This is a genomic window from Anoxybacteroides rupiense (assembly GCF_014196195.1).
Classification (GTDB): Bacteria; Bacillota; Bacilli; order Bacillales; family Anoxybacillaceae; genus Anoxybacteroides; species Anoxybacteroides rupiense.
Genome location: NZ_JACIDF010000004.1, coordinates 261,090 through 284,291 on the forward strand (window position 1 = coordinate 261,090; position 23,202 = coordinate 284,291).

General features: G+C 43.2%; 18 protein-coding genes. 2 read left to right on the forward strand and 16 right to left on the reverse strand.

The features are described 5' to 3' along the window. The 8 genes from addA to GGQ95_RS09115 form a co-directional block, all read right to left on the reverse strand. Entirely contained in the window at nucleotides 1-3,735 is a 3,735-nt protein-coding gene (addA, locus tag GGQ95_RS09080) for a helicase-exonuclease AddAB subunit AddA (protein WP_183186649.1), read from the reverse strand. A 12-nt stretch (nucleotides 3,736-3,747) separates the two neighbouring features. Next, nucleotides 3,748-7,221 (reverse strand): helicase-exonuclease AddAB subunit AddB, encoded by a 3,474-nt coding sequence (gene addB, locus GGQ95_RS09085; RefSeq protein WP_183186650.1) that lies wholly within the window; start codon nucleotides 7,219-7,221, stop codon nucleotides 3,748-3,750. Between the two features lie 139 nt (nucleotides 7,222-7,360). Further along, complete coding sequence (gene lepB, locus GGQ95_RS09090) at nucleotides 7,361-7,897, reverse strand: signal peptidase I (RefSeq protein WP_159719396.1); 537 nt, start codon at nucleotides 7,895-7,897, stop codon at nucleotides 7,361-7,363. A 17-nt stretch (nucleotides 7,898-7,914) separates the two neighbouring features. Beyond that, nucleotides 7,915-8,532, reverse strand: coding sequence for a TVP38/TMEM64 family protein (locus GGQ95_RS09095; RefSeq protein WP_044745663.1), 618 nt, complete (start codon nucleotides 8,530-8,532; stop codon nucleotides 7,915-7,917). Nucleotides 8,533-8,947: 415 nt separating this feature from the next. After that, nucleotides 8,948-9,487, reverse strand: coding sequence for a competence protein ComK (locus GGQ95_RS09100; RefSeq protein ID WP_044745662.1), 540 nt, complete (start codon nucleotides 9,485-9,487; stop codon nucleotides 8,948-8,950). Between the two features lie 111 nt (nucleotides 9,488-9,598). Beyond that, entirely contained in the window at nucleotides 9,599-9,799 is a 201-nt protein-coding gene (locus GGQ95_RS09105) for a hypothetical protein (protein WP_066148143.1), read from the reverse strand. A 356-nt stretch (nucleotides 9,800-10,155) separates the two neighbouring features. Beyond that, on the reverse strand, nucleotides 10,156-11,439 hold the full coding sequence (gene aceA / locus GGQ95_RS09110) for an isocitrate lyase (RefSeq protein ID WP_183186651.1): 1,284 nt from the start codon (nucleotides 11,437-11,439) through the stop codon (nucleotides 10,156-10,158). An 886-nt stretch (nucleotides 11,440-12,325) separates the two neighbouring features. Then, on the reverse strand, nucleotides 12,326-13,594 hold the full coding sequence (locus tag GGQ95_RS09115) for a M48 family metallopeptidase (RefSeq protein WP_183186652.1): 1,269 nt from the start codon (nucleotides 13,592-13,594) through the stop codon (nucleotides 12,326-12,328). 145 nt (nucleotides 13,595-13,739) lie between these two features. Between GGQ95_RS09115 and GGQ95_RS09120 the strand changes: the two genes are divergently transcribed. Continuing rightward, a complete protein-coding gene (locus GGQ95_RS09120; protein ID WP_066148135.1) occupies nucleotides 13,740-14,330 on the forward strand; it encodes an SCO family protein in 591 nt (196 codons plus the stop codon). Nucleotides 14,331-14,359: 29 nt separating this feature from the next. Here GGQ95_RS09120 and GGQ95_RS09125 read toward each other — a convergent pair whose 3' ends face one another. The 4 genes from GGQ95_RS09125 to GGQ95_RS09140 form a co-directional block, all read right to left on the reverse strand. After that, nucleotides 14,360-14,662, reverse strand: a complete 303-nt coding sequence (locus GGQ95_RS09125) for an AzlD domain-containing protein (RefSeq protein WP_183186653.1) — start codon at nucleotides 14,660-14,662, stop codon at nucleotides 14,360-14,362. Continuing rightward, nucleotides 14,652-15,374: an AzlC family ABC transporter permease gene (locus GGQ95_RS09130; protein WP_080860511.1), complete on the reverse strand. Its 723-nt coding sequence runs from the start codon at nucleotides 15,372-15,374 to the stop codon at nucleotides 14,652-14,654. Before GGQ95_RS09130 ends, GGQ95_RS09125 begins: the two co-directional genes overlap by 11 nt. Before the next feature lie 150 nt (nucleotides 15,375-15,524). Further along, the gene (locus tag GGQ95_RS09135; protein WP_044745655.1) at nucleotides 15,525-17,063 is read right to left on the reverse strand and encodes a fatty acid--CoA ligase family protein; all 1,539 of its coding nucleotides are present in this window, start codon (nucleotides 17,061-17,063) and stop codon (nucleotides 15,525-15,527) included. A 390-nt stretch (nucleotides 17,064-17,453) separates the two neighbouring features. Continuing rightward, the gene (locus tag GGQ95_RS09140; RefSeq protein WP_183186654.1) at nucleotides 17,454-18,188 is read right to left on the reverse strand and encodes an MBL fold metallo-hydrolase; all 735 of its coding nucleotides are present in this window, start codon (nucleotides 18,186-18,188) and stop codon (nucleotides 17,454-17,456) included. Between the two features lie 152 nt (nucleotides 18,189-18,340). On the opposite strand from GGQ95_RS09140, the gene yhfH reads away from it, so the two are divergent. After that, entirely contained in the window at nucleotides 18,341-18,478 is a 138-nt protein-coding gene (yhfH, locus tag GGQ95_RS09145; RefSeq protein ID WP_080860509.1) for a protein YhfH, read from the forward strand. 38 nt (nucleotides 18,479-18,516) lie between these two features. Here the strand turns inward: yhfH and GGQ95_RS09150 are convergent, their stop codons facing one another. The 4 genes from GGQ95_RS09150 to GGQ95_RS09165 form a co-directional block, all read right to left on the reverse strand. Continuing rightward, nucleotides 18,517-19,344 carry a carbohydrate ABC transporter permease gene (locus GGQ95_RS09150; RefSeq protein ID WP_066148117.1) on the reverse strand — a complete coding sequence of 276 codons (828 nt, stop codon included), beginning with the start codon at nucleotides 19,342-19,344 and terminating at the stop codon, nucleotides 18,517-18,519. Between the two features lie 15 nt (nucleotides 19,345-19,359). Next, on the reverse strand, nucleotides 19,360-20,661 hold the full coding sequence (locus GGQ95_RS09155; RefSeq protein WP_183186655.1) for an ABC transporter permease subunit: 1,302 nt from the start codon (nucleotides 20,659-20,661) through the stop codon (nucleotides 19,360-19,362). Nucleotides 20,662-20,750: 89 nt separating this feature from the next. After that, the gene (locus GGQ95_RS09160; RefSeq protein WP_080860505.1) at nucleotides 20,751-22,058 is read right to left on the reverse strand and encodes an ABC transporter substrate-binding protein; all 1,308 of its coding nucleotides are present in this window, start codon (nucleotides 22,056-22,058) and stop codon (nucleotides 20,751-20,753) included. Nucleotides 22,059-22,117: 59 nt separating this feature from the next. Then, on the reverse strand, nucleotides 22,118-23,134 hold the full coding sequence (locus GGQ95_RS09165) for a LacI family DNA-binding transcriptional regulator (protein WP_066148110.1): 1,017 nt from the start codon (nucleotides 23,132-23,134) through the stop codon (nucleotides 22,118-22,120). Between the last annotated feature and the right edge of the window lie 68 nt (nucleotides 23,135-23,202).

The following is a 23,202-nucleotide window of genomic DNA, read 5'->3' on the forward strand; positions in this document are numbered from 1 at the left end:
CTACATGGAAACCAATTTTGCCCCGTCAAAAGCATAGATATAGCATTCATCGACGTGCGTTTTCCAGATTCGCTCAATGGCCAAACGATATAGTTCCATTTGTACACGATAGCGTTTTTCAATAAGAGCCGATACATCATCAGCCCACTGAACTCGATCCGTTTTAAAGTCAATAAGGACAAAGCCTTTTTCATCCTGAAATACGCAATCAAAGACGCCCTGAACCAGCACCGTTTCCTCGTTTTCCTTCCATTGTCCATACGTCTCCTTAGCTGGCAACGCTAAGTTAAATGGCACCTCACGCTCAACATACGATGCTTTTTGCAAGCGACGGCCGATATCGGTTTGGAAAAAAGCAAGAATGCTAGCCATATCGATTTCCTTTGCTTGTTCTTCTGTCAACCATTCACCCTGAAGCAGCTTGGCGATCTGCTCACGAATTCTTCCTTCTGTTATATCGCTTTTTAAATCGATATGCTGCATCACTAAATGCATCGCCGTTCCTTTTTCCGCGGAAGAGAGTTGTTTCGCCTGCATAAAACGCGGCCGATCCATGATTCCGGTACGAAACGGCTTAAGAAAAGCTTCATCTCCATAGGCTCCAAACGTTTCACGCTGCTGCTTCAATTCCGATACCGTCTGTTTGGCTCTCGAAGTGGTCGAAAGCGGATAAGGATAAAGCCAATTCATGCGGCGAACGATCTCGTCATGCCATTCGCTCTGAAGCGGCACGCGTTCCCCTTTGCGAAGCTGTTCCGTTATTTGCGCTTCCTGCTGTTCAGCATTTTCTATTTCTCTATCGATTTCAGCAGCAGAAACAGCTTGCACGTTCCATTTCGATCCATGGGCAAAAATGTCATTTTCCACCGTGAATCCATCATGCAAGCAAACGGCATCAGCATGCCGGACAAGCGAATAGCCGATCCAGTCTAAATAGCATCTAGCAGAAGCTCGAATATAGTCAGGCAGTAGCCACTCGCTGTGCACACAAACAGACTGCCACCGTTTTTTCTCGTTTTCTAGTTTCTTCACCGTTCCTACTAAAAACAATTTTTCCTTCGCCCGCGTCAAAGCGACATATAGGATGCGCATCTCTTCGGCAAGAAGCTCCAGTTCCTGCTTTCGTTTCAATGCCAGCTGGGCAATGGTCGGATAGCTGACACGCAGGCGCGGATGAACAAAATGGGCGGCAAATCCCAAATCTTTGTCCATTAAATAACTCTTGCGCAAATCTTGTGTATTAAAACTTTTTCCTAAACCAGCCACAAAGACGATCGGAAACTCAAGCCCCTTGCTCTTGTGAATCGTCATAAGCCGTACAACATCCTCTTGTTCGCTTATAGAACGAGCGGCACCGAAATCATCCTTGCGCTCCTGCATCCGTTCCATGAAACGCAGAAAACGAAAAATGCCGCGAAACGAAGTTTGTTCAAATTGTCGCGCTTTTTCATATAAAAAACGCAAGTTGGCTTGCCGCTGTTTTCCTCCAGGCATCGTACCGACAAAATCATAAAAGCTAGTATCGCGATAGACGCGCCAAATCAATTCTGCTAATGAATGTTGCCGCGCCATCGTACGCCACTCTTGTAGGTGTGCAGCGAAAGACGCGATTTTTTTTTGAAGCGCTGCTTCTTGATCCATGGCCGGCCGTTTTTCTAAAAACGCCAAAAACGCTTCGTAAAAAGCTCCTTTCGGTCTTTCAAGACGCAAAAGAGAAAGCTCGTTTTCATCTAACCCAACAATCGGCGAACGAAGAACAGAAGCGAGCGGAATGTCTTGATACGGATTGTCAATGACCTTTAACACCGACAGCATCACTGACACTTCTGTTGCCGTAAAGTATCCCGTCGAAAGCTCCGCGTACACAGGAATGCCTTGCTTGCGAAATTCTTCCATCAATTGCGGCGCCCACGGCATGGAACGCAATAAGACGACAATATCTCGGTACATTACGCGCCTTTCTTGCTTTAGATGACGATCATAGACATAAAAAGGCGTTTCAATCATTTCCTTAATTTTTTGGGCGATCCAGCGAGCCTCAAGCTGAACATTTTCAAGCTCTTGCTGTTCATCCTGCTGCGATTCATTTTCACTTTCCGTCGCATGATCGTTATCTGCTTTATCAATCAACACCAACTCGACAGGCATGCTTTTCTCAGGGTAGTAGCTTGCTCCAAAGCGCAGTTCTGCGTCAGCCTCATACACAATTTCGCCGACAGTCTCCCCCATAATTTGTTTGAAAACAAAGTTCGTCCCATCTAAAACCTCTGGACGGCTGCGGAAATTTTGCGCCAAATCGATGCGAATGCCTCCATTGCCGCCACTGTTTGAAAAACGCTGATACTTCTTGAGAAATAAAAATGGCTCAGCCAAACGAAAGCGGTAAATGGATTGCTTCACGTCTCCCACCATAAACAAATTACCCGCTGCTTCATCATCATGAATCACAAGCTGCAAAATCATTTCCTGCACCATGTTAACGTCTTGGTATTCATCAATCAGCACTTCTGCAAATTGTCCTCGGTAATCAAGCGCGGCATCAGAAGGAAGCAATTGATCGCTTGTCGATGACGGATGCCGTAAAATTTGCAAGCAATAGTGCTCCAAGTCAGAAAAATCGACAATTCCCTTTTCTATTTTCTTGGCCTGCAAACGATCGGCCAGCTCTTTGACAAGATCTACGATCGTTTCAATCACCGGCTTCATCTCTTGCAAATGGTGCAGCCATGTTTCTGGTTTAAAAGAAAAGAGCTCTTCCTTTATTTCCTTGACTTTTTCTTTCGCTTTATCGCGCAAGGATTTCACTTCGCTAACCAACTGCTCATCATATTCTCCATTTTTCGGCTTCCGCTTTGCTGTTGCCCACGTCAATGAATGAATCGCCTCGTGAAGTCGCTGCCATGAATGCTTTTTCGTTTCCTCCAGCTCGCGAATTTGTAGGATATCACTCGCAAGCGTATCGCGTAAATAATGAGGACCTGCCGGATGTTCTGCCATCACAAGCGCGCGCTCAATCATCTGTTTAGCCGCCTGCAGCTGAAACTCGATGTATTGCAGCAAATAAGGCGCAAATGGAAGCTCTTCAATTGCCGTATGAGCCGAAACATGATACATGTCCACAAGCCGATCAAGCCACTCCCTCGGATAAGGATGCGAGCGGGCAAATTCATATAAGGAAAGCACAATCGTCTGCAAACCAACATCAGTCCGGTCGCTCGTATAACGGTCAACGACACTTAAAAACATGTCGTTCTCCTTTTTCCCGTATTGTTCTTCAAACAATTCTTCAATGGTTTCCTCTTTGATTAGCTCGATTTCCGTTTCATCAGCAATGCGAAACACAGGGTCTAGATCGATTAAATAATAATATTTGCGAATAACATCTAAGCAAAACGAGTGAATCGTGGAAATGGCTGCTTTTGGCAGCAGGCTGAGCTGTCTGCGCAAATGAAGGGAATGCGGTTCCTTGGCGATCGCTTTTTCGATCCTCTCAGCAATCCGCTGGCGCATTTCAGCCGCCGCTGCATTCGTAAATGTCACCACAAGCAGTCGATCAATATCAATTGGATGCTGCTCATCCAATATTTTTTGAATGATTCGCTCAACAAGAACCGTCGTTTTCCCTGAACCAGCAGCGGCCGCTACAAGCGTATGAGCTCCATTCGTGACAATGGCGCGCCACTGTTCATCTGTCCATTGCTCTCCTTGCGGCTTTGGTGGAAGGATGATGTCCATTGCGATTCCCTCCTATTCTTCCTTCATTTGTTCCATTTTCTTATTCTTTAAGATCCGGTAGCGATCTTGCTCAATCGATTCGTCAAACTGACAGAACGTCCGAAATTCACAATATTGGCAAGCTGTCTCGTTTTTTCGTTTATACGGAGCAATATCGACCACTCCATCGATGATTTGCAATCCAGCCTGCTGAAAAATGGTGCGCACATGCTGACGCAACAAAGCAAAATCAGTCTCTGAAATCACAGATGAGTTTTTGGAAATAGAGCCATCTTTATTGATTTTTACTGGAACAACGGCTGAACCTTTTCCTGCATCAAGCGTTTGGTCCATTAATTTGATCGTTTCTTGGTCATCAAGCAACCAACCGTTCATTTTAAAGCTTTCAAAAATTTTTTGTTCTGCTTCGTCCTCTTTTAGAAGCACATTTTTGCTTTTGATAATCGGGTTATGGATATGAAAATATAGCACACCTGCCGGCAAAGCTTTCGATCCGACCAAATACTCTGCAAATTCAATCACAATATCCAAATAGGCAAGCATTTGCAGGGCAAGCCCGTAATAAACTTCTGTAAAATCTAGTTTTTGACTGCTTGACTTATAATCAATAATGCGCAATAAAATGCCTTTTGAACTTTTGGCTTGGTCAATGCGGTCAATTCGACCGACAAGCTCAAGGACCGTTCCGTCGGCCAACGGAAAAGTCAACGGAGGCAAAGGCCCTTTGTCGCCAAATTGCAGCTCCACCTCCAACGGGGCAAATCCGCTCATTTTTGCTTGTTCATTCAACACGCTTGCCGTCCTTGACATAATGTGATGCAATTTCCGCTTCACATAATGGTAACGATGCGAACTAAGTAAAATTTCTTGCTGGATATACGGAGCGATTTGTTCGACCGCATCATAGGATAATTGTTCACATTGCTCTTTAGAAAGCTGTGCCCAATCTAGATGTTCTGCGCGAATACGCTCTGTCATCATTTTTAAAGCATGATGAAATAATTGACCAATGTCTGGGGCTTTGAGCCGGAAAACATTGCGTTCTTTTAAGCGCAACCCGTATGAGGCAAAATGAGCAAATGGACAGCGATTGAATTGCTCCACTCGCGAAACGCTTGCTCTTAATGTCCGTCCGTATAGTTTTCTGCTAATCTCTCTCTTTAATTTTTTCGTTTTGTTTTCATAGAACAGCGCTTGAATGACTCTATTAGCCCGTTCATTCCAGTCGTTATGACCTGCATAAAGATTATATACATCCCACCAAATGGGCTCGATCGGATATTGCCGTTTCCATGCATGAAGCTGAACGGCAAGAGCTCCAAGCGTTGCTGAATAATTGGTAATGAGTGAGAGCTGTTCCGGAAGCGGCAATGTAAAAGGTTCACCGCCCCATCTCTTTTCTTGCACATCAGGAAATATTTCTTTTATTCTTTTAATCAGCACAGATGGCAGCAACGTTCTTCCTTCTTCATCAGCAAGCGGATACGTAATATAAAGCCGTTCCTTTGGGCTAGCCAACGCCATATAGATCGCAAACGGCTCATCTAGCAGCTGCTGCCGGCTTGTTGGAGCGACATGTACCGAAAAATGATGCAGCAGCTCGCGGTCTTGCTCAGATAATACGCCATCCGCGCTTTTTCGCGAAGGAATCACCCCATCATTCGCACCAATGATAAATATACACTTCATATCTGTTAGACGCGAACGGTCAAAGTGAGCAATCAATACTTGGTCGATCGCTGGCGGTACAAGTGAAAATTCCAGGCTCTCAAGCCCTGTTTCCATCAAAGCGGCAAATGAATGAAGAGGCATCGGCTCTTCCCCTAATATTTCTACATACTGGTCAAGCAGTTCCATGACTGCCCCCCACGCTTGCTCATGGTGCCGGGCTGCCAGCAGCTGCCCTTTTGCCTCAGCTTCATCACGCAGCTTCTCCAGCTTTTTAGGAATCTGCAATTGTTCAAAATATAAATAAAGGGCTTCGCACATATCTCGCCCGTTTTTCGCTTTTTGTAACCGTTTTTGCAACATCAAGAGCGGGGAAGCGACCATTTCTCTCCACACATTTAGCTTTTCTTCGTAGTTTCTTTCTTCGTCTGTTTGCGGCGCCGCGATCTCCTCAAGTCCCTGATAGCGCCGATACACCCAGTGCTGCCTCCATTTCGCTCCATAAATTCCGTGTTCAAGCACGTAATTTTCCAGCTGATCCATTGCTTCTCGCATCGTTTGCACATGGCTCTCTAGCGGAAAAAAGAAATCGGTCTTTACCGCCCGAAACACGGCTTCATACCGCCAGTTTGTCTGAATCACATCCAAGCTTGCACGAATCAGTTCGATAAATGGATGATTTCCCATCGGCTCCTTTTCATCAATAAAGTAAGGAATCTCATAATCAACAAAAACAGTTTGAAATAGATTGCGATAGTCATCAGAATTTCGTACCAATAGAGCGACATCCCGATATCGATACCCTTCCTCGCGCACAAGCCGAATAATTTCTCTAGCAATTCCTTCAATCTCTGCCCGGCGATGTGATGCTTGGCATAATTGAATTTCACCGGCCTCCCCAGCAAAGGGCAAAGAAGGGCGCGTATCATAATGCGCTTCTAAATGGCGAAGCGATAACGACTGATGCCTTACATTCTCTTGACAAAACTTGATCGGTTCAATGAGAACGTTGTTTAAAAGGGCTATATTTCGCAACTCATAGTATGTTTTACCTGTCATGCGAAACAAATGTAGCTCATTCGGCAGCTGTTCATTATAAGGCTCATCCACCGTTAAAGCGACCGTCACGCGCTTAGCGAAACATAACAATTGCTCAAGCACCATATATTCTTGCGGTGTAAAATGGTGAAACCCGTCCACGTAAATTTCCGCGTCTTGTATGTAGCGGGAATGCGGAATTTTTTCAGCCAAAAAGCGCAAGTAATCTTCCGAATCCACATACCGATTCATTAAATCCCGTTCGAATTGGCGATAGATAAGCTGTAAATCCTTTAGCTTGTCCGCTAATACTTTTTCGGCCGAGGTGGCATTTTGGCGCAGCTGCGTTTCTGTTTCCAGCAGTTGCTCCGGTGTAATACAATAACGCTTGCACTCAATAAGCATTTCTTCTAGCTGCTCAATAAAGCCATGCTTATCAGCCGCGCGGGCAAATAAAATCAGCTCATCTTTATGCTTATCAATAATTTTCCTTAGCAGCATGCGCACTCCCGTTTGATTTAAATAATAGCGGCTCATTCCCCCAGTTTCTTGCAGCACGCGAAAGGCCAATCGCGTAAAGCTTAGCACCTGTGCGCGAATCATCCCGTCCAGTCCCGGTGTGCGAATCAACGCATATTCTGATTGAAACGTCATTTGCTCTGGCACAAGATAAATGATGGGAGAGCCCATCGGCTGCTCCTTCAGCTTCTCACGAATTTCGTTTAAACATGCTGTCGTTTTGCCGGTCCCTGATCTTCCAATCATAAAGCGAAGCGACATGCTATCACCACCTTTATTTTCCATTGCCCTTCTTATTTTAGCACATATGTTCGTTTGTTTAAAAGAGGGAGATCGTGGGAAATCGTCATCTGTCAAAGTAAAAAAGGTATTCATTGAACGCTTGTTTCGATGAATACCTTTAAAACTGAATGCTAATCTCACGAAAAGGCCAGCAGCGCGCATTAACTTTTCCAACAATTCGGTTCATTTTCACATAGCCAAAATGGCGGCTGTCCCAGCTGACTAAACGATTATCGCCTAAGACAAACACATAGCCAGGGGGAACCGTCTTTCTCCCGGTCACTTCTTGAAGCGTAAAATCCCCGGTGAGTTTTCCATTAACCAATTTACGTTTATATCGCTGCAAATACGGTTCTTCTATCGGCTTCCCATTAATGTATAACACATCATTTTTATACATGATGCGATCGCCAGGAAGACCGATAACACGCTTGACATAATCCTTTTGCGTATTGGCATGGAACACGATAATATCAAAACGCTGGATGCTGCCAAATTTCTTCACGATTAAGAAATTGCCGTCCTGCAGCGTGGGCATCATCGATTCTCCTTCAACTACATAGTTAGTAAACAATAAAAACCGCGCAAAAAAAACCAGTGTCAGACTAACCGTCCATATAACCGATCTTCTCCGATAAATTGGCCGTTTGCTCATCACACCGCCCACCCAGCTTAAGAGTCTTTTTTATCTGTTTTTTCCGTCAATGAAAACCTCGCTTCTACTTTCTTCCCTGCATACCATAAAAGGAAAATCGCGATAATGACCGCTACTGTGCGAAGCGGCTGTTTGGCCAAAGCCGCCAAATCATAGCCAATAAAGCTAATCATAAAAATCATCACCATTTTGCCGAGAAGTACGGCTAAAATAAACTGCTGGCGGCTAACGCGGGCTAGTCCAGCCACGACATTGATAATCGCCGATGGTGTAAACGGAAAACAAAACAGTAAAAACAATGGGCCAAATCCGTGGCGCTCCACCCAATCCACCAGTTTTTTCACCTTTTGATGACGGCTCAAAAAATGAAAAAACCGTTTCTGGCCTATTTTTCGAGCAAGTAAAAAAACACAAATGGATCCGAGGCAAGCGCCAATCCACGAAATCATAATTCCTTGCCAAAGCCCAAAAGCAGCCGCGTTCGCCATCACAAATACAAACATCGGAAGAATCGGAAAAAACGACTCTAACAGCGTAACGATAACCCCGGGCAGCATCCCAAACGAGCGGTAATGTTCCAGTAATTCTAATACATGCTTTAATGTAAACCAGTGCTTTAATGCTTCGATGTCCATGAATACTCCCCATTTACATTGTTGCTAACAATCTTATTTTACACGGTTACGCGGGGAATATAAATAGAGAGAATTTTAACAACTTCTAAACGAATCATCACTTCTAGAAGTGAGTGTTTCTTGAGTCTCACGACGAAGCCTTTTTCGTCTCCCTCATCGTAACTTCCCGCTGCGTGATGATACATATTCAACCAATCGAAAATTTTGATACGGTATTACGCAAAGACTGAAGCGCTTGGTTTTCGTCTAGATTCTCTCTGCTCCCCCAGTTATCGGCAAAGAACCTTTGTTTCTATAGTAGTACAATAGTTCAGGGAATACAATCCATTTCACCTATGCCCACTGCCATTCATCCTGATCGTTGGAATTTTGCCCTTCACGTAATGGAAACCGGGAATTTTTCGAGGTTAATAATTCATGACAACCAGTCTTTTGTTTGATCCATTCTAAACAAATACTGCATTTTTCGTTCACGCGCTTCCATTCTTTCAGATAGCTTCGTGCGCAGTTGGGCTGTGCGATAAAGTTGATTGACAAACGAATAGTAGGAAATATCAAGGCAAACACTTTTATCGTTTTTAAAATATACGGTTGTTGTGTCGCCGCGAGAGGGTTCGTATTCGAGCACGTGCATATGCGAAATCCATACGCATCGTATATCATTTGGAGATGTTGTAGGAAACACATAAATTTCGTTCAGTGGTTCAATCGCAATGGGAGGCTTGTGGGTAATGCCTATAATTTCTTTTGTTCCTTCCTTTCTACCTTTTAAGCTTGAGCCGTAGTAATAGCAGCTGCGGGAAATAATCTCAATCGGCTTCATCTTGACGATGTATTCTCCGTCTTCTTCAATGACTTTTGTGTAATGATGGTCATGAAAATGATGAGGCAAAATGACCATTGTGTAGCGGCTCACAATGAAGTCATTTAATACAATAAATTCGTTTACTTTCATTGAAATCGTTCACCTCTCACATCGATTAAAATGACTTGTACATCTTCATCATACCATTTACATCTATATTTTTCTATATTTTCAAAAAATAAAGAGCGATTAAAAAATCGCTCATGAATAATAAAAAACGGGGTACCTCTCTTCCTCTGCCAAATACTCGTTTGCCTGTTTGATCGCTTTATGTTCTGCATTTGAGCTGTCTGCATATCCAACCTCATCGAAAAACGCTTGATAAAAATGAAAATCGGTGCTTATTCTTACTTCGGGATTGAGCACGGAATCAAGCGGCAATTCCTTTCGGCTATTCTGCATTTGTCAACACCTCCTGATGTTATCATGTTTCATTTTTCGCTAAACATGCAAAAGGTTCGCATCGACTGCGAACCTTTTGACTGCTGACAAATGCTTTCATCCTGCGTCACAGGCCTCGTACATCCACTCATGAACGTTTTGGTTCCATTCACGTCTTCACTCAGCTGTGTTCCTTATCTGCCAAGCGCTTTCAAACGAGTCCGATGTGAAACCATGCCATCAATAAAGGATATTAAAATGGTTGTAGACAAAGTCAATGATGACTTTGTCTACAACTTGAAGGCTCGCATAGACGCGAGCTTTTCTCTCTATTATTTTCTCTATATAATCCCCCTTATTTCCTTACATTTCTATGATTAAGCTGTTGTGAATTGTTCTTCTTCTGTCGATCCCTTAAGTGCCACCGTTGACGATTGTCCCCCGGAAATGACTTGGGATACTTCATCAAAATATCCTGTTCCAACTTCACGCTGGTGTCTAGTTGCTGTATAACCGTATTTTTCAGCTGCAAATTCTGCCTGCTGTAATTCGGAATACGCCGCCATACCGCGCTCTTTGTATCCGCGTGCCAATTCAAACATGCTGTAGTTGAGGGAGTGGAATCCTGCCAATGTAACGAATTGAAACTTGTAACCCATTTTTCCAAGCTCCACTTGGAAGTTCTCAATTGTTTCAGCATCCAATTTCTTTTTCCAATTAAAGGATGGAGAGCAGTTATACGCAAGCAGCTTTCCAGGAAACTTCTCATGAATAGCTTCAGCAAAACGGCGTGCTTCTTCCAAATTCGGTTCACTTGTTTCGCACCAAATTAAATCGGCATATGGTGCATATGCTAGGCCGCGAGCAATCGCTTGATCCAATCCTGCTTTTGTGCGGTAAAACCCTTCCGGTGTGCGTTCTCCTGTAATAAATTCTTGATCGCGCGGATCAATATCACTTGTAATTAAATCAGCGGCATTTGCATCCGTGCGAGCGATTAGCACCGTTGGAACTCCCATAACATCTGCCGCCAAACGCGCTGCAATTAAATTGCGTACCGCTGTTTGCGTAGGCAATAATACTTTTCCGCCTAAATGACCGCATTTTTTCTCAGAAGAAAGCTGGTCCTCAAAATGTACCGCTGCTGCTCCTGATTCAATCATCGCTTTCATCAATTCAAATACATTCAACTGCCCGCCAAAGCCCGCTTCCGCATCTGCTACAATCGGAACAAAATAATCGATATCACCGCTTCCTTCTAGATGTTGAATTTGATCCGCCCGCTGTAACGCTTGATTGATCCGTTTCACGACATGTGGCACGCTGTTGGCAGGATATAAGCTTTGGTCCGGATACATTTGTCCAGCTAAGTTGGCATCAGCCGCTACCTGCCAGCCGCTTAAATAAATCGCCTTTAATCCCGCTTTTACTTGTTGAACAGCTTGATTGCCAGTCAATGCCCCAAGCGCATGCACATAATCCTCTGTATGAAGCAAATTCCAAAGCTTTTCTGCTCCACGGCGAGCAAGCGTATATTCGATATCGATCGAACCGCGCAACTTGATCACATCTTTTGCAGAATAAGGGCGCTCAATCCCTTTCCATCGTTCCTCCGTGTTCCAGCTTTCTTGCAATTGTCTCACTTTTTCATCACGTGTCATTTTCCCTTCCCCCTCTTTTTTTCAGTAAGATCCTCAAAATGGCCTTCTATTTTCAGCGAATAAAAATATGAACTAAGCCATTTTTGTTAAAGTTGAACTAACTTTTTTATAGAAAGTAAATTTCCATCAAGTGTGAGATGCTTTTCTTCAGAATACCAGCCGTGCGGACGAACCCTTCAGCACAGCCGTCTCTTCCCTCGTAAATAGAGTTTTCCTTCTGGAGATTCATAAGTGATCATACGGTGGTGTCTCGTAAGTGGGTTGGTGTCTTTGCTGTCCGTTTTCTTATGTCGGAGAATAAACATCTTCCAAATCAACCATAACCCCCTTAGCCCCGGAATAGAGCGCGTCAATCATCATTTGGCGATCCGCCGGCTCCGCAATTTCAATATGCTAGTCTAGCAGATCTTTAGAAATGGGTCTCACGGTTGCCGATATGAACAGTTTCTTCTGGGGAGTTTAACAATCTTTCCATCATCCATTTCTTGATGCTTTTTCTTTCTTTGCTCAAACAATTTCCTTCTTTTCCAACCAAAATCGCCCTCTTATTTCTCCGTACATTTGGAAGGCTCATCTGTCAAAATGGTTTCTACCTCTTTTTTATGCGTCCATTTGCATGAAGTCGCGATATTTTCGTCTCCATATCCCCCACCTTCCTTTTGTTATAATACAAATAATATTTTTTCTGTTGTTATTATATAACAGAACATCCGAAAAGAAAACTATTTTTTTGAAATTTTTTAAAAAAATAAGCAGAAAGTGTTTCACTTTCTGCCTGCAGATAATATCACCGAAAAATTCAAGACTCAGCAAAGAAATCAGTGGATGATGTTTAAAAGAACACAAATTTCATGGAAGGACCAAGCTTTATCCATAAATAGAACTTTCATTTATGCCCATTCTCTGATTTTTGCTGTTCTAAAAACACGATCCTTTCAAAAATAGTCGGATGTGTATAGCGAAAAATTTTCACTAGATATGGTGGGTACACCTCGCTAAGTCCAGCTTTGGCCAGTTTTTGAAATGTGGAAATCCCGGCATCTGCATCTTCTGTTAATTCAACCGCATATTTATCAGCCGCATGCTCTTCATATCTTGACACCATATTAGTCAAAGGCGTAACAGAAAACTGGAGCAGCGACATGATGAGCAAAAGCAGCGGCAAGGAAGCTAATTCTCCCACCGCTTTTATACGCAAATGCTTTCTCCATTTAGCAAGAGCCCAGCTCATCAAGCGGCTGACCATCCATAGTCCAAAAAAAGCCAGCACAATGGACCCTGCTATGCCCCAGTATATATGCTTCATTACGTAGTGCCCCATTTCATGGGCCATAATAAACAGTACTTCTTCCTGTTTTAACCGTTCAACCGTTGTATCCCACAACACAATGCGCGCATGGGAACCGATGCCTGTCACATATGCATTCAGTGCATTGGTTTTTTCAGACATATTGACTTCAAATACATGGTCAGCTGGAATATGCGCTTGTTGTGCCAATGATAAAATTTCCGCCTCAAGCGCGTGATTCTTTAGTGGATAAAACTTATTGTATAATGGATCAATGACAACAGGTTGAATAAACATCAAAAAGATGGTCAATGGAATCGATATCAACCAAGCAAAAAACCACCATCTTTTTTCAAAGCGACGAATCAACCCATACAAAACCGTGATGACGAAAAACAGAAGCAGCGTACTGATCAAAAAATCAGTGACTTCATCTCGAAGCCAGCTAGACATGGATTGCGTACTGATTCCATAGGCTCGAGAAAAATGATAGCTTGCCAACTCCAATGGCAAGGCGGCAGCTGTGATGATCAGCGACAGCCAAAATACATAAAGCGCGGTTTGCACCCAAAATGCTTTTGTGGCACGCTGCGCCCATTTCTGCAGCATGTTGGAGATTCCCAGCAGTAAAATCAATAAGTAAACAAACCAATCATAAGGAATAGAGGCAAAATATAAAAAATTTTTCAAATCGGAATACCGCTCGCTCAAATGCTGCTCTCCTGATGTTAAAAAGCTGGATGGATCTGCACTCGTTCCCCGCCATTCAGTCGGAATGGACGCATCAGAAAACCAAAATAAATACAGCGCGATACCTGCACAGTACAACACATAAATCAACACCGACCAATAGATCATTTTTTTCATCAAATTCCCCCTTCGAATGGACAACATTCCTTATCATTAGTGTAGTCTCTTTTGGATGAATTAGAACGTCAGATAAAGTTCAAAATCATTATTCGTTTTTCCTTACTTTTTCATGTATCATGGAAAATAAGGGAGGGTGAAGCTGTTGAAAAAAATATATTGGATGTTCGGCATCTTGCTTGCTGTATGCATTGGTATCGGGATTTTTTATGTTTCCATATACCGTCAATGGCAAATGAAGCTGCCAAACAACATAACCATGGAAACGGCATGGGGGGAAGAATATTCATTCAATAAAATGACACCAAAAATGCGGCTGCTCGAATTTATTTATACAAATTGTCCAGACATTTGTCCAAATACGACATTCGAAATGACGAAGCTGCGGCAAAAATTAGAGCAGCAGCGTGTATTTCCAAATAAAATCGAGTTTATTACCATCACCATTGATCCGAAGCGCGATACAGCGGCAAAGCTTCAAGCATACGCTAAAACTTTTCACATTTCGCCAAATGACAAAGGATGGATTTTGCTTCGCGGAAGTGAACGCGATACAAAAAAAGTAGCCGACGCCTTTGATTTCCAATATCGCGACCCCGGCAACGGCATGCTCATTCATACAACTCGCACATACCTGCTCGATGAAAACAACCGTGTCATTGAGCAATTTGGAATGGGCAAAAAAGGATTTAAATACGAAGAAGTTTACGAGACCATTATGGACAAAATCAAATAAACCACCGGTTTATCGGTGGTTTCTCCTTTTTATAAAACAGCATAAGCGCTTAAAACTAAAACAGAGGCAAGCACTACGATAATGATATTCGCACCAAACCACGCCACGACAACAGCACTGACAAAGCCGAGCACGCCGAACCAAGGATCCTCGTCAAGCAAAAAAATTCCCGGTACAATTAATGCTCCTAATATCGCGTATGGCACGTTTTTTAATACCCCTTGCAAAAACGGCGGGAGCTTCACTCGATGAAAAACAGCAAGCGGAAGCATGCGCGGAATATACGTAACCATTCCCATTCCAATAATCATCCAAATAATGTCATAGCGCATCGTCGCTTTCCTCGCTTTCTTTGGCAAAAGATTGAACGAGTACGGAAGCAAGCAAGGTGGAGATGACAATCGCCCAGCCTTTTGACATATGAAGCCCCAGCAACAAAATAGAATGGAACGCAGCGGCTAAACAAGCAAGCCAAATCACTTTTCGTTGCTTCTTTAAAGTCGGGACAAGCAAGCCGATAAACATGGCGTATAGAGCAACCGACATGCTTTCCTGAAGGCTTTTTGGCAGTCTCTCTCCCACTACATGGCCAACACCTGAGCTTATCACCCAACTCCCATAAGATACAAAAATTAAACCCAACATGTAGGAGGCATTCACTTTTCCCGGTTTCATCGCCGCTACGGAAAAGGTTTCATCTGTAATGCCAAACGCATATAACGCCTTTTTCCATAACGATTCCTGCTCCGCTTTTTCATTCAATGCCGCCGCCATCAAAAAGTGACGAATATTTAAAATAAAGGTGGTCAACACAATTTCAAATCCGCCTGTGCCAAGCGTCAACAAGTTTAAAGCGATATACTGCGACGCCCCGGCAAAGACGATCACGCTCATCATCACTGTTTCCCACAGCGTCAATCCTGTTGTTTTCGCCAATAGTCCAAATGTTAAAGCAATCGGCATATACCCGATTGCAATGCTCATCCCCGCTTGCACCCCTTGGCGAAATGAGGACAACGTTCGTGCAGTAAGTGCTGTGTCCATCTTCCTCCTCCTTTCTTTCTTTATTTTCCGTAAATGATTTGCGTTTTTCAATAAAAAAAGTACCGATTGATCGGCACTTTTTTCAGCCAAGCCCATTTACACCGCTTTCTCTTTCTATTTAAATCCATCACCCACGGGCTTGAATATCGCTTAGCGTGAAGTCAATTGCTCCTTCAATGCCCTTCTTAAAATTTTCCCGGTTGTATTTTTCGGAATTTCGTCTAAAAATTCAACCATGCTTGGCACCTTATACTTGGCAAGATGCTCCCGGCAATATTCGATCAGCTGTTCCTCTGTCAAATCGGCATTCTTAGATACAACAAAGCACTTGACTGCTTCTCCAAAATCGGGATCAGGAATGCCGATGACCGCTGCTTCAACAATGTCCGGATGACTGTACAGCACCTCCTCTACCTCGCGAGGATAAACATTATATCCTCCGACAATAATCATATCTTTTTTGCGATCAACGATATAAAAATATCCTTCCTCATCCATTTTCGCCAAATCTCCGGTGTAAAGCCAGCCGTTGCGAAGTGCATGAGCCGTTTCCTCCGGCATTTTATAATATCCCTTCATCACGTTCGGACCGCGCACAATTAATTCGCCGACTTCTCCGACTGGCACTTCCTCGCCAAATTCGTTCACCACTTTATTTTCCACATGTAAAATGCTGCAGCCAATGGACCCCGGTTTGCGCGGACGATCAAGCGGATTAAAACACGTAACCGGAGAAGCCTCTGACAATCCATATCCTTCTGATACAATCACTTTAAATTTTTGCTCAAAATTTTTAAGCAGCGCCACCGGCATCGAGGCTCCGCCAGAGATGCAAAGCCGCAATGTTTGAAAATCCTCCGCTTTTCCGTGTTCATATTGGTACAAAAAGTTGTACATTGTTGGCACCCCAGCAAAGATCGTCGCTTTCTCCTCTCTAGCAAGCTGAAAGATTTTCGCAGGGCTGAATTTTGGAACAATCAGCACCGTTCCGCCATTCATCAACGGCGCATTGAGCGCAACGGTCAAACAAAAAACATGAAACATCGGCAATGTAGCAATCACGCGATCGCTCTCGTTTATTTTTAAATAATTGGCCGTATCTTGCGCGTTGCTATACAGATTCTTATGTGTCAGCATCGCTCCTTTCGGCTTTCCTGTCGTTCCTGATGTATATAAAATAACCGCTGTATCATCCTCAGCAAGCTGCGGTCCTTGATAATCAGCCACACCAGCCTTTAAGACGTCTGTAAACGATTTCATTTTGCCGGTGAATGAAATAGGCTGATCTTTTCCTTGCGGTGTGTCACATACGATGACATGCTCAATGTTTGGTAAGCGCGCTTCCATTTTCTGAAATAGCGGAACAAGCAAATCTAAGCCTATAACCGCTTTCACATCGCCATTGGTTAAAATATAACCAATTTCATCAGGCGTATAAATCGGATTGACCGGTATGACCGTCGCTCCCGTCCGCAACGCTCCATATAATCCAATAATGAAGTATGGCGAATTTCCAAGCAATAGCGCAATGTGATCCCCTTTGCCAACTCCCATGCTGGCTAGTCCGCTCGCAAACCGCGAGATTCGTTCATGCAATTCTTGATATGTACAGCTTTCTCCTTCAAACACATACGCTTTCTTCTGTGGCAGCTGCTTGGCCACCTCTGCCAATCGCCACGATAAATTCATAAAACCCTCTCCCCTGCTTAATTAATGAATGAATAATCATTCATTTAATAATAAAAAAATTCTAAATATATTATATTTTATAAAAAAGAGAAGCGCAAGAAAAAAGCCCCGCTCCTCCATTTTATCGATCTGTTTTTTCTTGTTATTCTAATAGCGGCATTCACAAAGATGCTAACCACTATCATTCAATTGTTTTGAAAAACCGTTCAAATGATCCGCTAGATTGTATACGATCATCAACAAGATATATGAATCTAGGCTGTCGAGAAATCTCAACAGCCTAGAAAGCCTGCGTTTTTTTCTTCTATCGCATTCCAAAAGCTAGTCATTATTTACTGCTTGTTTTTCATTTTATGATGGAATCAAAAGGGAGAAAGTTCGTGCGTTTGTTTATCTTTCCCATACAAGCCCTGTCGCTGCAAGCTTTACTGTTCCGGCAAATATCGTTTTTGCTTCCTGAACGAGCTGCGCGTGATCTCCGAAATGCGGCAAATGCGTTAATAACAAGGTTCCTACGTTCGCATCGCGGGCGATGGCTGCCGCTTCTTCACTTGTCATGTGACCAGCTGGAGCCGCGTTTTGTCCCGCATAAAAGTTGCTTTCACAAATGAATAAGTCAGCATTTTGCGAAAATGGCACAAACTCTGGTAAGTAGCTGGAATCCGCCGTATAAACAACCGTGGAGCCTCCCGCTGTGATGCGCATGGCGTAGCAAATCACCGGATGCGCAGTTTTCATAAATTGAATCGCAAACGGTCCGATTTCCAACGGTTTCTCTGGATCGTACGCGACCGCTTTTGTGATCTCTTTGTGAGCGAGGCGCGCAAAACCCAACGAGTCAAATGGATGACCGTAAATAGGCAGTTCTGGCAATGAACATCCGAGATTTTTCTTAATCAGCCACGCATATTGGAGCGGTCCGATATCGGCCACATGGTCATGGTGATAATGCGACAAGATGACGGCATCTAGCTTTTCCACTGACACATAATTTTGCAATTTTGAAAGCACTCCGCTCCCGCAATCCACTAATAACCGAAATCCATCATATTCCAATAAATATCCAGACGTTGCTTCATTGGCGGCTGGGAACCCGCCCCAATATCCAATGACCGTTACTTTCATCATCACTCACCTCTACATATGTAGTCTTTTTTATATCATACATAATTCTCCAACATTTTTCACGATTGTGGAATTTTGTTTTAAAACAGTTATTGACTTATTTAACACTGTTATAATACAATATAAATAACAAATCAACGGAGGCGATTCCCATGCTAATGAAAATTTCTGAATTTTTCAGAAACCTTCCGCCTAAAAAATGTACAGATTGCGGAAAAGAAATCGAAGAGCAGCATGAATGTTATGGCAATAAATGCAACGACTGTTTAGGCGTGATCCATCATCATTAATAGAAAAAGGATGCTCGCTAGTAAGGAGCATCCTTTTTTTATTCTTTTACAGATCCAGATGTTAATCCAGAGACAATCCGCCGCTGAAATAATAATACCATGATCACGAGCGGAACCGTCACAATCACGGTTGCAGCTGATAGTTCTCCCCATGGAATCGTATATTGTCCTTGGAACATCGCAATTCCAACCGGAACCGTTTTATATTTTTCAGCTGTGTTGATCGTCAAAGCAAATAGAAATTCATTCCAAGCAGCAATAAATACAAGAATCGAAGTTGTAAATACCCCTGGTACTGCCAGCGGCAAAATGACTTTAAAATACGTTTGCATCGGCGTAGCTCCGTCCATTTTCGCTGCTTCCTCTAAATCAAATGGGATTTTTCTAAAAAACGTAACAAGCAGCCAAATAGACAATGGTAAAGCAAAGGTAGTATACGGAATAATTAAACCTAAATAGCTATTCGTTAAACCAAATTTTTTAACAAACATGTAAATGGGGGAAATCGTCGCAATTTGCGGAAACATTGACACGGCCAAGACCAATCCGAGAATGACGGCCTTTCCTTTAAATTCAAGACGTGCAATGGCATAGGCAGCAAATGCCGCCACAAATACCGTATACACGGTGGTAATGGTCGCAACCACTGTGCTGTTCCACAAATATCGCAGAAATGGATAATTGACAAACACAGAAACGTATGATTCAAAGGTAGGATGGCTCGTAAACCATTGAAACGCATGATCGCCAAACAGCTCGCTCAACGGTTTCACTGAACTAAGTAAAATCCATAAAAATGGAAACATCACAAAAAAGATAAAAACGGCTAAACAAACATAAAATAATGGTCCAGCTTTTTTAGACATCGTCTCACCCCTCCTTTATTTTTTTGCGCCATCCGAGAGCAAGTCCGCGCCTAATAGTTTAATATAAATCATGGAAATAAGAGCAACACATATAAAGACCATAACGGCTAATGCAGAGCCTTCTCCAAAGTTCGTTTGCGAGAACATCATTTTATAAGCCAAAATGGAAATCGTTTCTGTCGAATTCGCTGGACCTCCGCCTGTCAGCACATAAATGAGATCAAAAACACGGAAGGCATCCAGTGTGCGGAATAGTAACGCAACAAGAATGCTTGACTTCAATAGCGGCAGCGTAATTTTTGTGAACTGCTGCCATTTGGTCGCCCCATCAATGGAGGCTGCTTCATATAAGGAGCTTGGTATGGTCTGTAATCCGGCCAGCAAAAGTAGGGCCATATAAGGAGTTGTCTTCCATACATCAGCAAAAATAACAGCAAACATCGCTCCTACTTCTGTTGTCAATAAATCCCCCATCCGATGAACAATTCCAATATCCTCAAAATATTTCGCGACAATCCCATTCTGTCCATCATATAAAAATTTCCACATTAATGCTGACACAGCTGTCGGGATTGCCCACGGAACAAGAATGGCGGCCCTCACTAATCCGCGGCCAAAGAAGGTTTTGTTAATTAAAAGGGCAATTCCTAATCCCAAGACTAGTTCAATCGCTACAGAAATGATCGTAAAAGAAGCGGTATTCCACAACGCTTTCCATGTACGCGTATCACCAAGGCTGTCCTTGTAATGCTGCCAGCCAATAAAATTCGGTTCCACAACCACTCCCTTTAATCCCTGAGCAAGTCCGACAATTTTATCTGCCTGTTTTAAATTCCCCTCTTCTTTCATTTGAGAAAGTGTTTTGATTACTTCTCGGACGTTATTTTGGAACTGCCGGGCGGCTTCCTCATCAATCTCCACCATTTTAAGCTCATCGCTTGGTGACTCGAAATTATTTAAAGCCTCATCCACTTGATCGTAGCGTTTGGCTACTTCCTGATCTGAGCGAATCGTCTGATCCATTTTTTTCAGCTTTTCCTCGACATCTACCAGCGCTTTCTTCGCGTCAGGATTTGCTTGTGCCATTTCCTGTGTTAAAGAGCTTTTTAAAAACGGATAATTTTGTAAATAACCTTCGAGATCAAGGCTATAATTCAGATGAATGGAAGATTTAGTCGGATCATTTAACCGATAATCAAACAGGCTGTAATAAAATGATTGAATAACCGGCCAAATGGCCACCGCTAAAATAAGCAGCAGCGCTGGAGCAACAAGCGAATATCCTAATATTTGTTCTGCGCGTTTTCCGTTCCTCATGCGGTTCTCCTCCTATGCCATAAAGGATAATTAGCCTTCAGCGCTGAACAAACAGCGATCTGAAGGCTAACCAAATCGTTGAGCAACAATTATTTGTTTAAGGCTGCCTTAATTTCTTTTTCCATGTTTGCAGCTGCTTGCTCAACCGTTAATTCTCCGGCAAGAGCTTTTGATACATTGATTTGAATGATTTCTGACACTTCCGGATAGTTTGGCACAACAGGGCGCGGTACCGCTGCATTAAGAGCATTAACGAATCCTTGCTCACCAAAGAATGGATTCGCTTTGAGCACATCCGCATCTTTATACAACTCTGGAAGCGTTGGAGCAAGTCCGCCGTAAATAGCTGAAATTTTTTGCCCCTCTGGTCCCGTCATAAACTTTACGAATTCCCAAGCCTCTTTCGGATGTTTCGAATATTTGTTAATGGCTGTCATCCAACCTCCTAAAGTAGCGGCAGATCCTTTATCACCCGCTGGAAGCGGTGCTACGCCAACCTTGCCGACGATTTTCGATTGAGTTTGGTCATTGGCCAGTGCATATTGGTAAGGCCAGTTGCGAATAAACGGGGACTGTCCTTCAATAAACGCCGTATGCGATTCAGGCTCTGTGAATGTCGTAATATTGCTTGGCACGGCATCTGATTTTACAATCTCGACCATTTTCTTCAACCCTTTGATCGCTTCTGGGCTGTTTATAACAACGTTATTATTTTCATCCACGATTTTGCCGCCATAGGAAGCAATAAACTCGACTGCGTTACATACTAATCCTTCATATTGCTTTGCCTGCATTAAATAACCAAACTTGGTGCCTCCTGTTCCTTTTAATTGCTTCGCCATGGCTAATAATTCATCCCATGTTTTTGGCACTTTGTCCTGAGGCACAAGATCGGTACGATAAAAGAGCATTCCAGCATCAATAAATTTCGGTAACGCCCACTGCTTTCCGTTGAAGTTACCGGCCGCTAACGCCCCTTGATTGTACTTGCTGAGATCGATACCATCATTATCAATAAAACGGTCAAGTGGCAGCGTATAGCCCGCCTGAGCAAACTCAGCAGGCCAAACCACATCAAGATCCATCACATCAATTTCCGCTGATTGAGCATTCAGCATCGTTACATATGAGTCGTGCTGCTTGCCTGTATCAGCGGGCATTTCGCGGAACTCTACTTTAATGTTGGGATGAGCCTTTTCAAACGCTTCAATCACCTTTTCCGTCGCTTTCGTAGAATCTTGGCCACGCGCATACACAATGGTTACTTTTTTGTCTGATGAGTCTCCTTTGTTTGTTTCCTTTTGATCAGCCCCTTGATCGCTGTTGCCACTAGAACATGCCGTTAACCCGAATGTAAGCGCTAACAAAGCAGAAGATAGTTTGACCGTTTTTTTCATATGTGTCCCCCCGTATCGTACTAAACAGCTTCAGAAATCGATTTCAAAACCTTGAAGGCTTATAATGTCACCAGTTTATTCGATGATACCGTCGACTCTCTGACGATCAATTCAAGCGGAAATTCATATACTTCACGACATCGATATTTGCGGGAATGAATTTTTTCCACCATTATTTCAAGCGCCTTCTGGGCCATTTGCTCAACCGGCTGGTATACAGTCGTAATCGTCGGCTCTATTAATTCCGTAATTTCTTGATTGTCAAAACCTACTACGGCAAGCTGCTCAGGGATGCTGCAGCCATGCTTATTTGCCTCAGAAATAATTCCAGCGGCTACTTCATCGCTGCCTGTGAATACGGCAGTCGGAGGTTCAGAAAGCGCCATCATTTCATGAAACACGCGCCGGCCGCCCTCGCTGTGAAACACATTGCGGAATGCGTATTGTTCATTAAATTCAATTTTATATTCCGCAAGCGCTTTGCGAAATCCTCTTTCCCGATAGCTGGCGACATTGCTGCGCGCTCCGCCTTGGCAATACGCAATGCGGCGATGGCCTTGTTCAAGCAGATGCTTTGTCGCTATGTAGCCTCCTTCTACTTGATCAAGCATCACGGATGGAACGTTCGCTTGTTCGTCAAACTCATTGCACAGAATGATTGGACCATAGTTTAAAAACGGTTCAATGACGTTCCAATCATTTTGCATAGATGCTAAAATGACGCCGTCTACTTGTTTCATCTTTAATAAATTCATATAATTTAATTCTTTTTCCGCCGAATATCTCGTCTGGCAAATAATAAGCTGGTAGCCATGCTCAGCAGCAGCAATTTCCATCGACTCTACTAAATGGCTAAAAAACGGATTCATGATTCTTGGAACAAATAATGCAATCACATCTGTTTTCTGACTTCTCAAACTTCTTGCCGAAGAATTCGGAACATATCCGAGCTGCTCCATCGCTTCGATGACCAATTTCCTTTTATCTTCTGACACATATGGATGATTGTTAATCACTCGTGATACAGTTGTCCGAGAAAGCCCTGCCAGCTTCGCTACATCTTCAATCGTTGGCATCGCTGCATACCCCCTTTCTTGTTGGAGTGCCGCGCCTTCCGCGGTAATGAAATCGTTTTCATATTTGA

What these genes read in the sequence shown, in the direction of transcription:
- GGQ95_RS09150 (WP_066148117.1), bottom strand. Translation starts at nt 19,344, where the DNA reads ATGTCTAAAAAAGCTGGACCATTATTTTATGTTTGTTTAGCCGTTTTT.
- lepB (WP_159719396.1), bottom strand. Translation starts at nt 7,897, where the DNA reads ATGAGCAAACGGCCAATTTATCGGAGAAGATCGGTTATATGGACGGTT.
- GGQ95_RS09100 (WP_044745662.1), bottom strand. Translation starts at nt 9,487, where the DNA reads ATGAAAGTAAACGAATTTATTGTATTAAATGACTTCATTGTGAGCCGC.
- GGQ95_RS09165 (WP_066148110.1), bottom strand. Translation starts at nt 23,134, where the DNA reads ATGCCAACGATTGAAGATGTAGCGAAGCTGGCAGGGCTTTCTCGGACA.
- GGQ95_RS09155 (WP_183186655.1), bottom strand. Translation starts at nt 20,661, where the DNA reads ATGAGGAACGGAAAACGCGCAGAACAAATATTAGGATATTCGCTTGTT.
- yhfH (WP_080860509.1), top strand. Translation starts at nt 18,341, where the DNA reads ATGCTAATGAAAATTTCTGAATTTTTCAGAAACCTTCCGCCTAAAAAA.
- addA (WP_183186649.1), bottom strand. Translation starts at nt 3,735, where the DNA reads ATGGACATCATCCTTCCACCAAAGCCGCAAGGAGAGCAATGGACAGAT.
- GGQ95_RS09095 (WP_044745663.1), bottom strand. Translation starts at nt 8,532, where the DNA reads ATGGACATCGAAGCATTAAAGCACTGGTTTACATTAAAGCATGTATTA.
- GGQ95_RS09115 (WP_183186652.1), bottom strand. Translation starts at nt 13,594, where the DNA reads ATGAAAAAAATGATCTATTGGTCGGTGTTGATTTATGTGTTGTACTGT.
- GGQ95_RS09160 (WP_080860505.1), bottom strand. Translation starts at nt 22,058, where the DNA reads ATGAAAAAAACGGTCAAACTATCTTCTGCTTTGTTAGCGCTTACATTC.
- GGQ95_RS09135 (WP_044745655.1), bottom strand. Translation starts at nt 17,063, where the DNA reads ATGAATTTATCGTGGCGATTGGCAGAGGTGGCCAAGCAGCTGCCACAG.
- GGQ95_RS09130 (WP_080860511.1), bottom strand. Translation starts at nt 15,374, where the DNA reads ATGGACACAGCACTTACTGCACGAACGTTGTCCTCATTTCGCCAAGGG.
- GGQ95_RS09105 (WP_066148143.1), bottom strand. Translation starts at nt 9,799, where the DNA reads ATGCAGAATAGCCGAAAGGAATTGCCGCTTGATTCCGTGCTCAATCCC.
- GGQ95_RS09125 (WP_183186653.1), bottom strand. Translation starts at nt 14,662, where the DNA reads ATGCGCTATGACATTATTTGGATGATTATTGGAATGGGAATGGTTACG.
- addB (WP_183186650.1), bottom strand. Translation starts at nt 7,221, where the DNA reads ATGTCGCTTCGCTTTATGATTGGAAGATCAGGGACCGGCAAAACGACA.
- GGQ95_RS09140 (WP_183186654.1), bottom strand. Translation starts at nt 18,188, where the DNA reads ATGAAAGTAACGGTCATTGGATATTGGGGCGGGTTCCCAGCCGCCAAT.
- aceA (WP_183186651.1), bottom strand. Translation starts at nt 11,439, where the DNA reads ATGACACGTGATGAAAAAGTGAGACAATTGCAAGAAAGCTGGAACACG.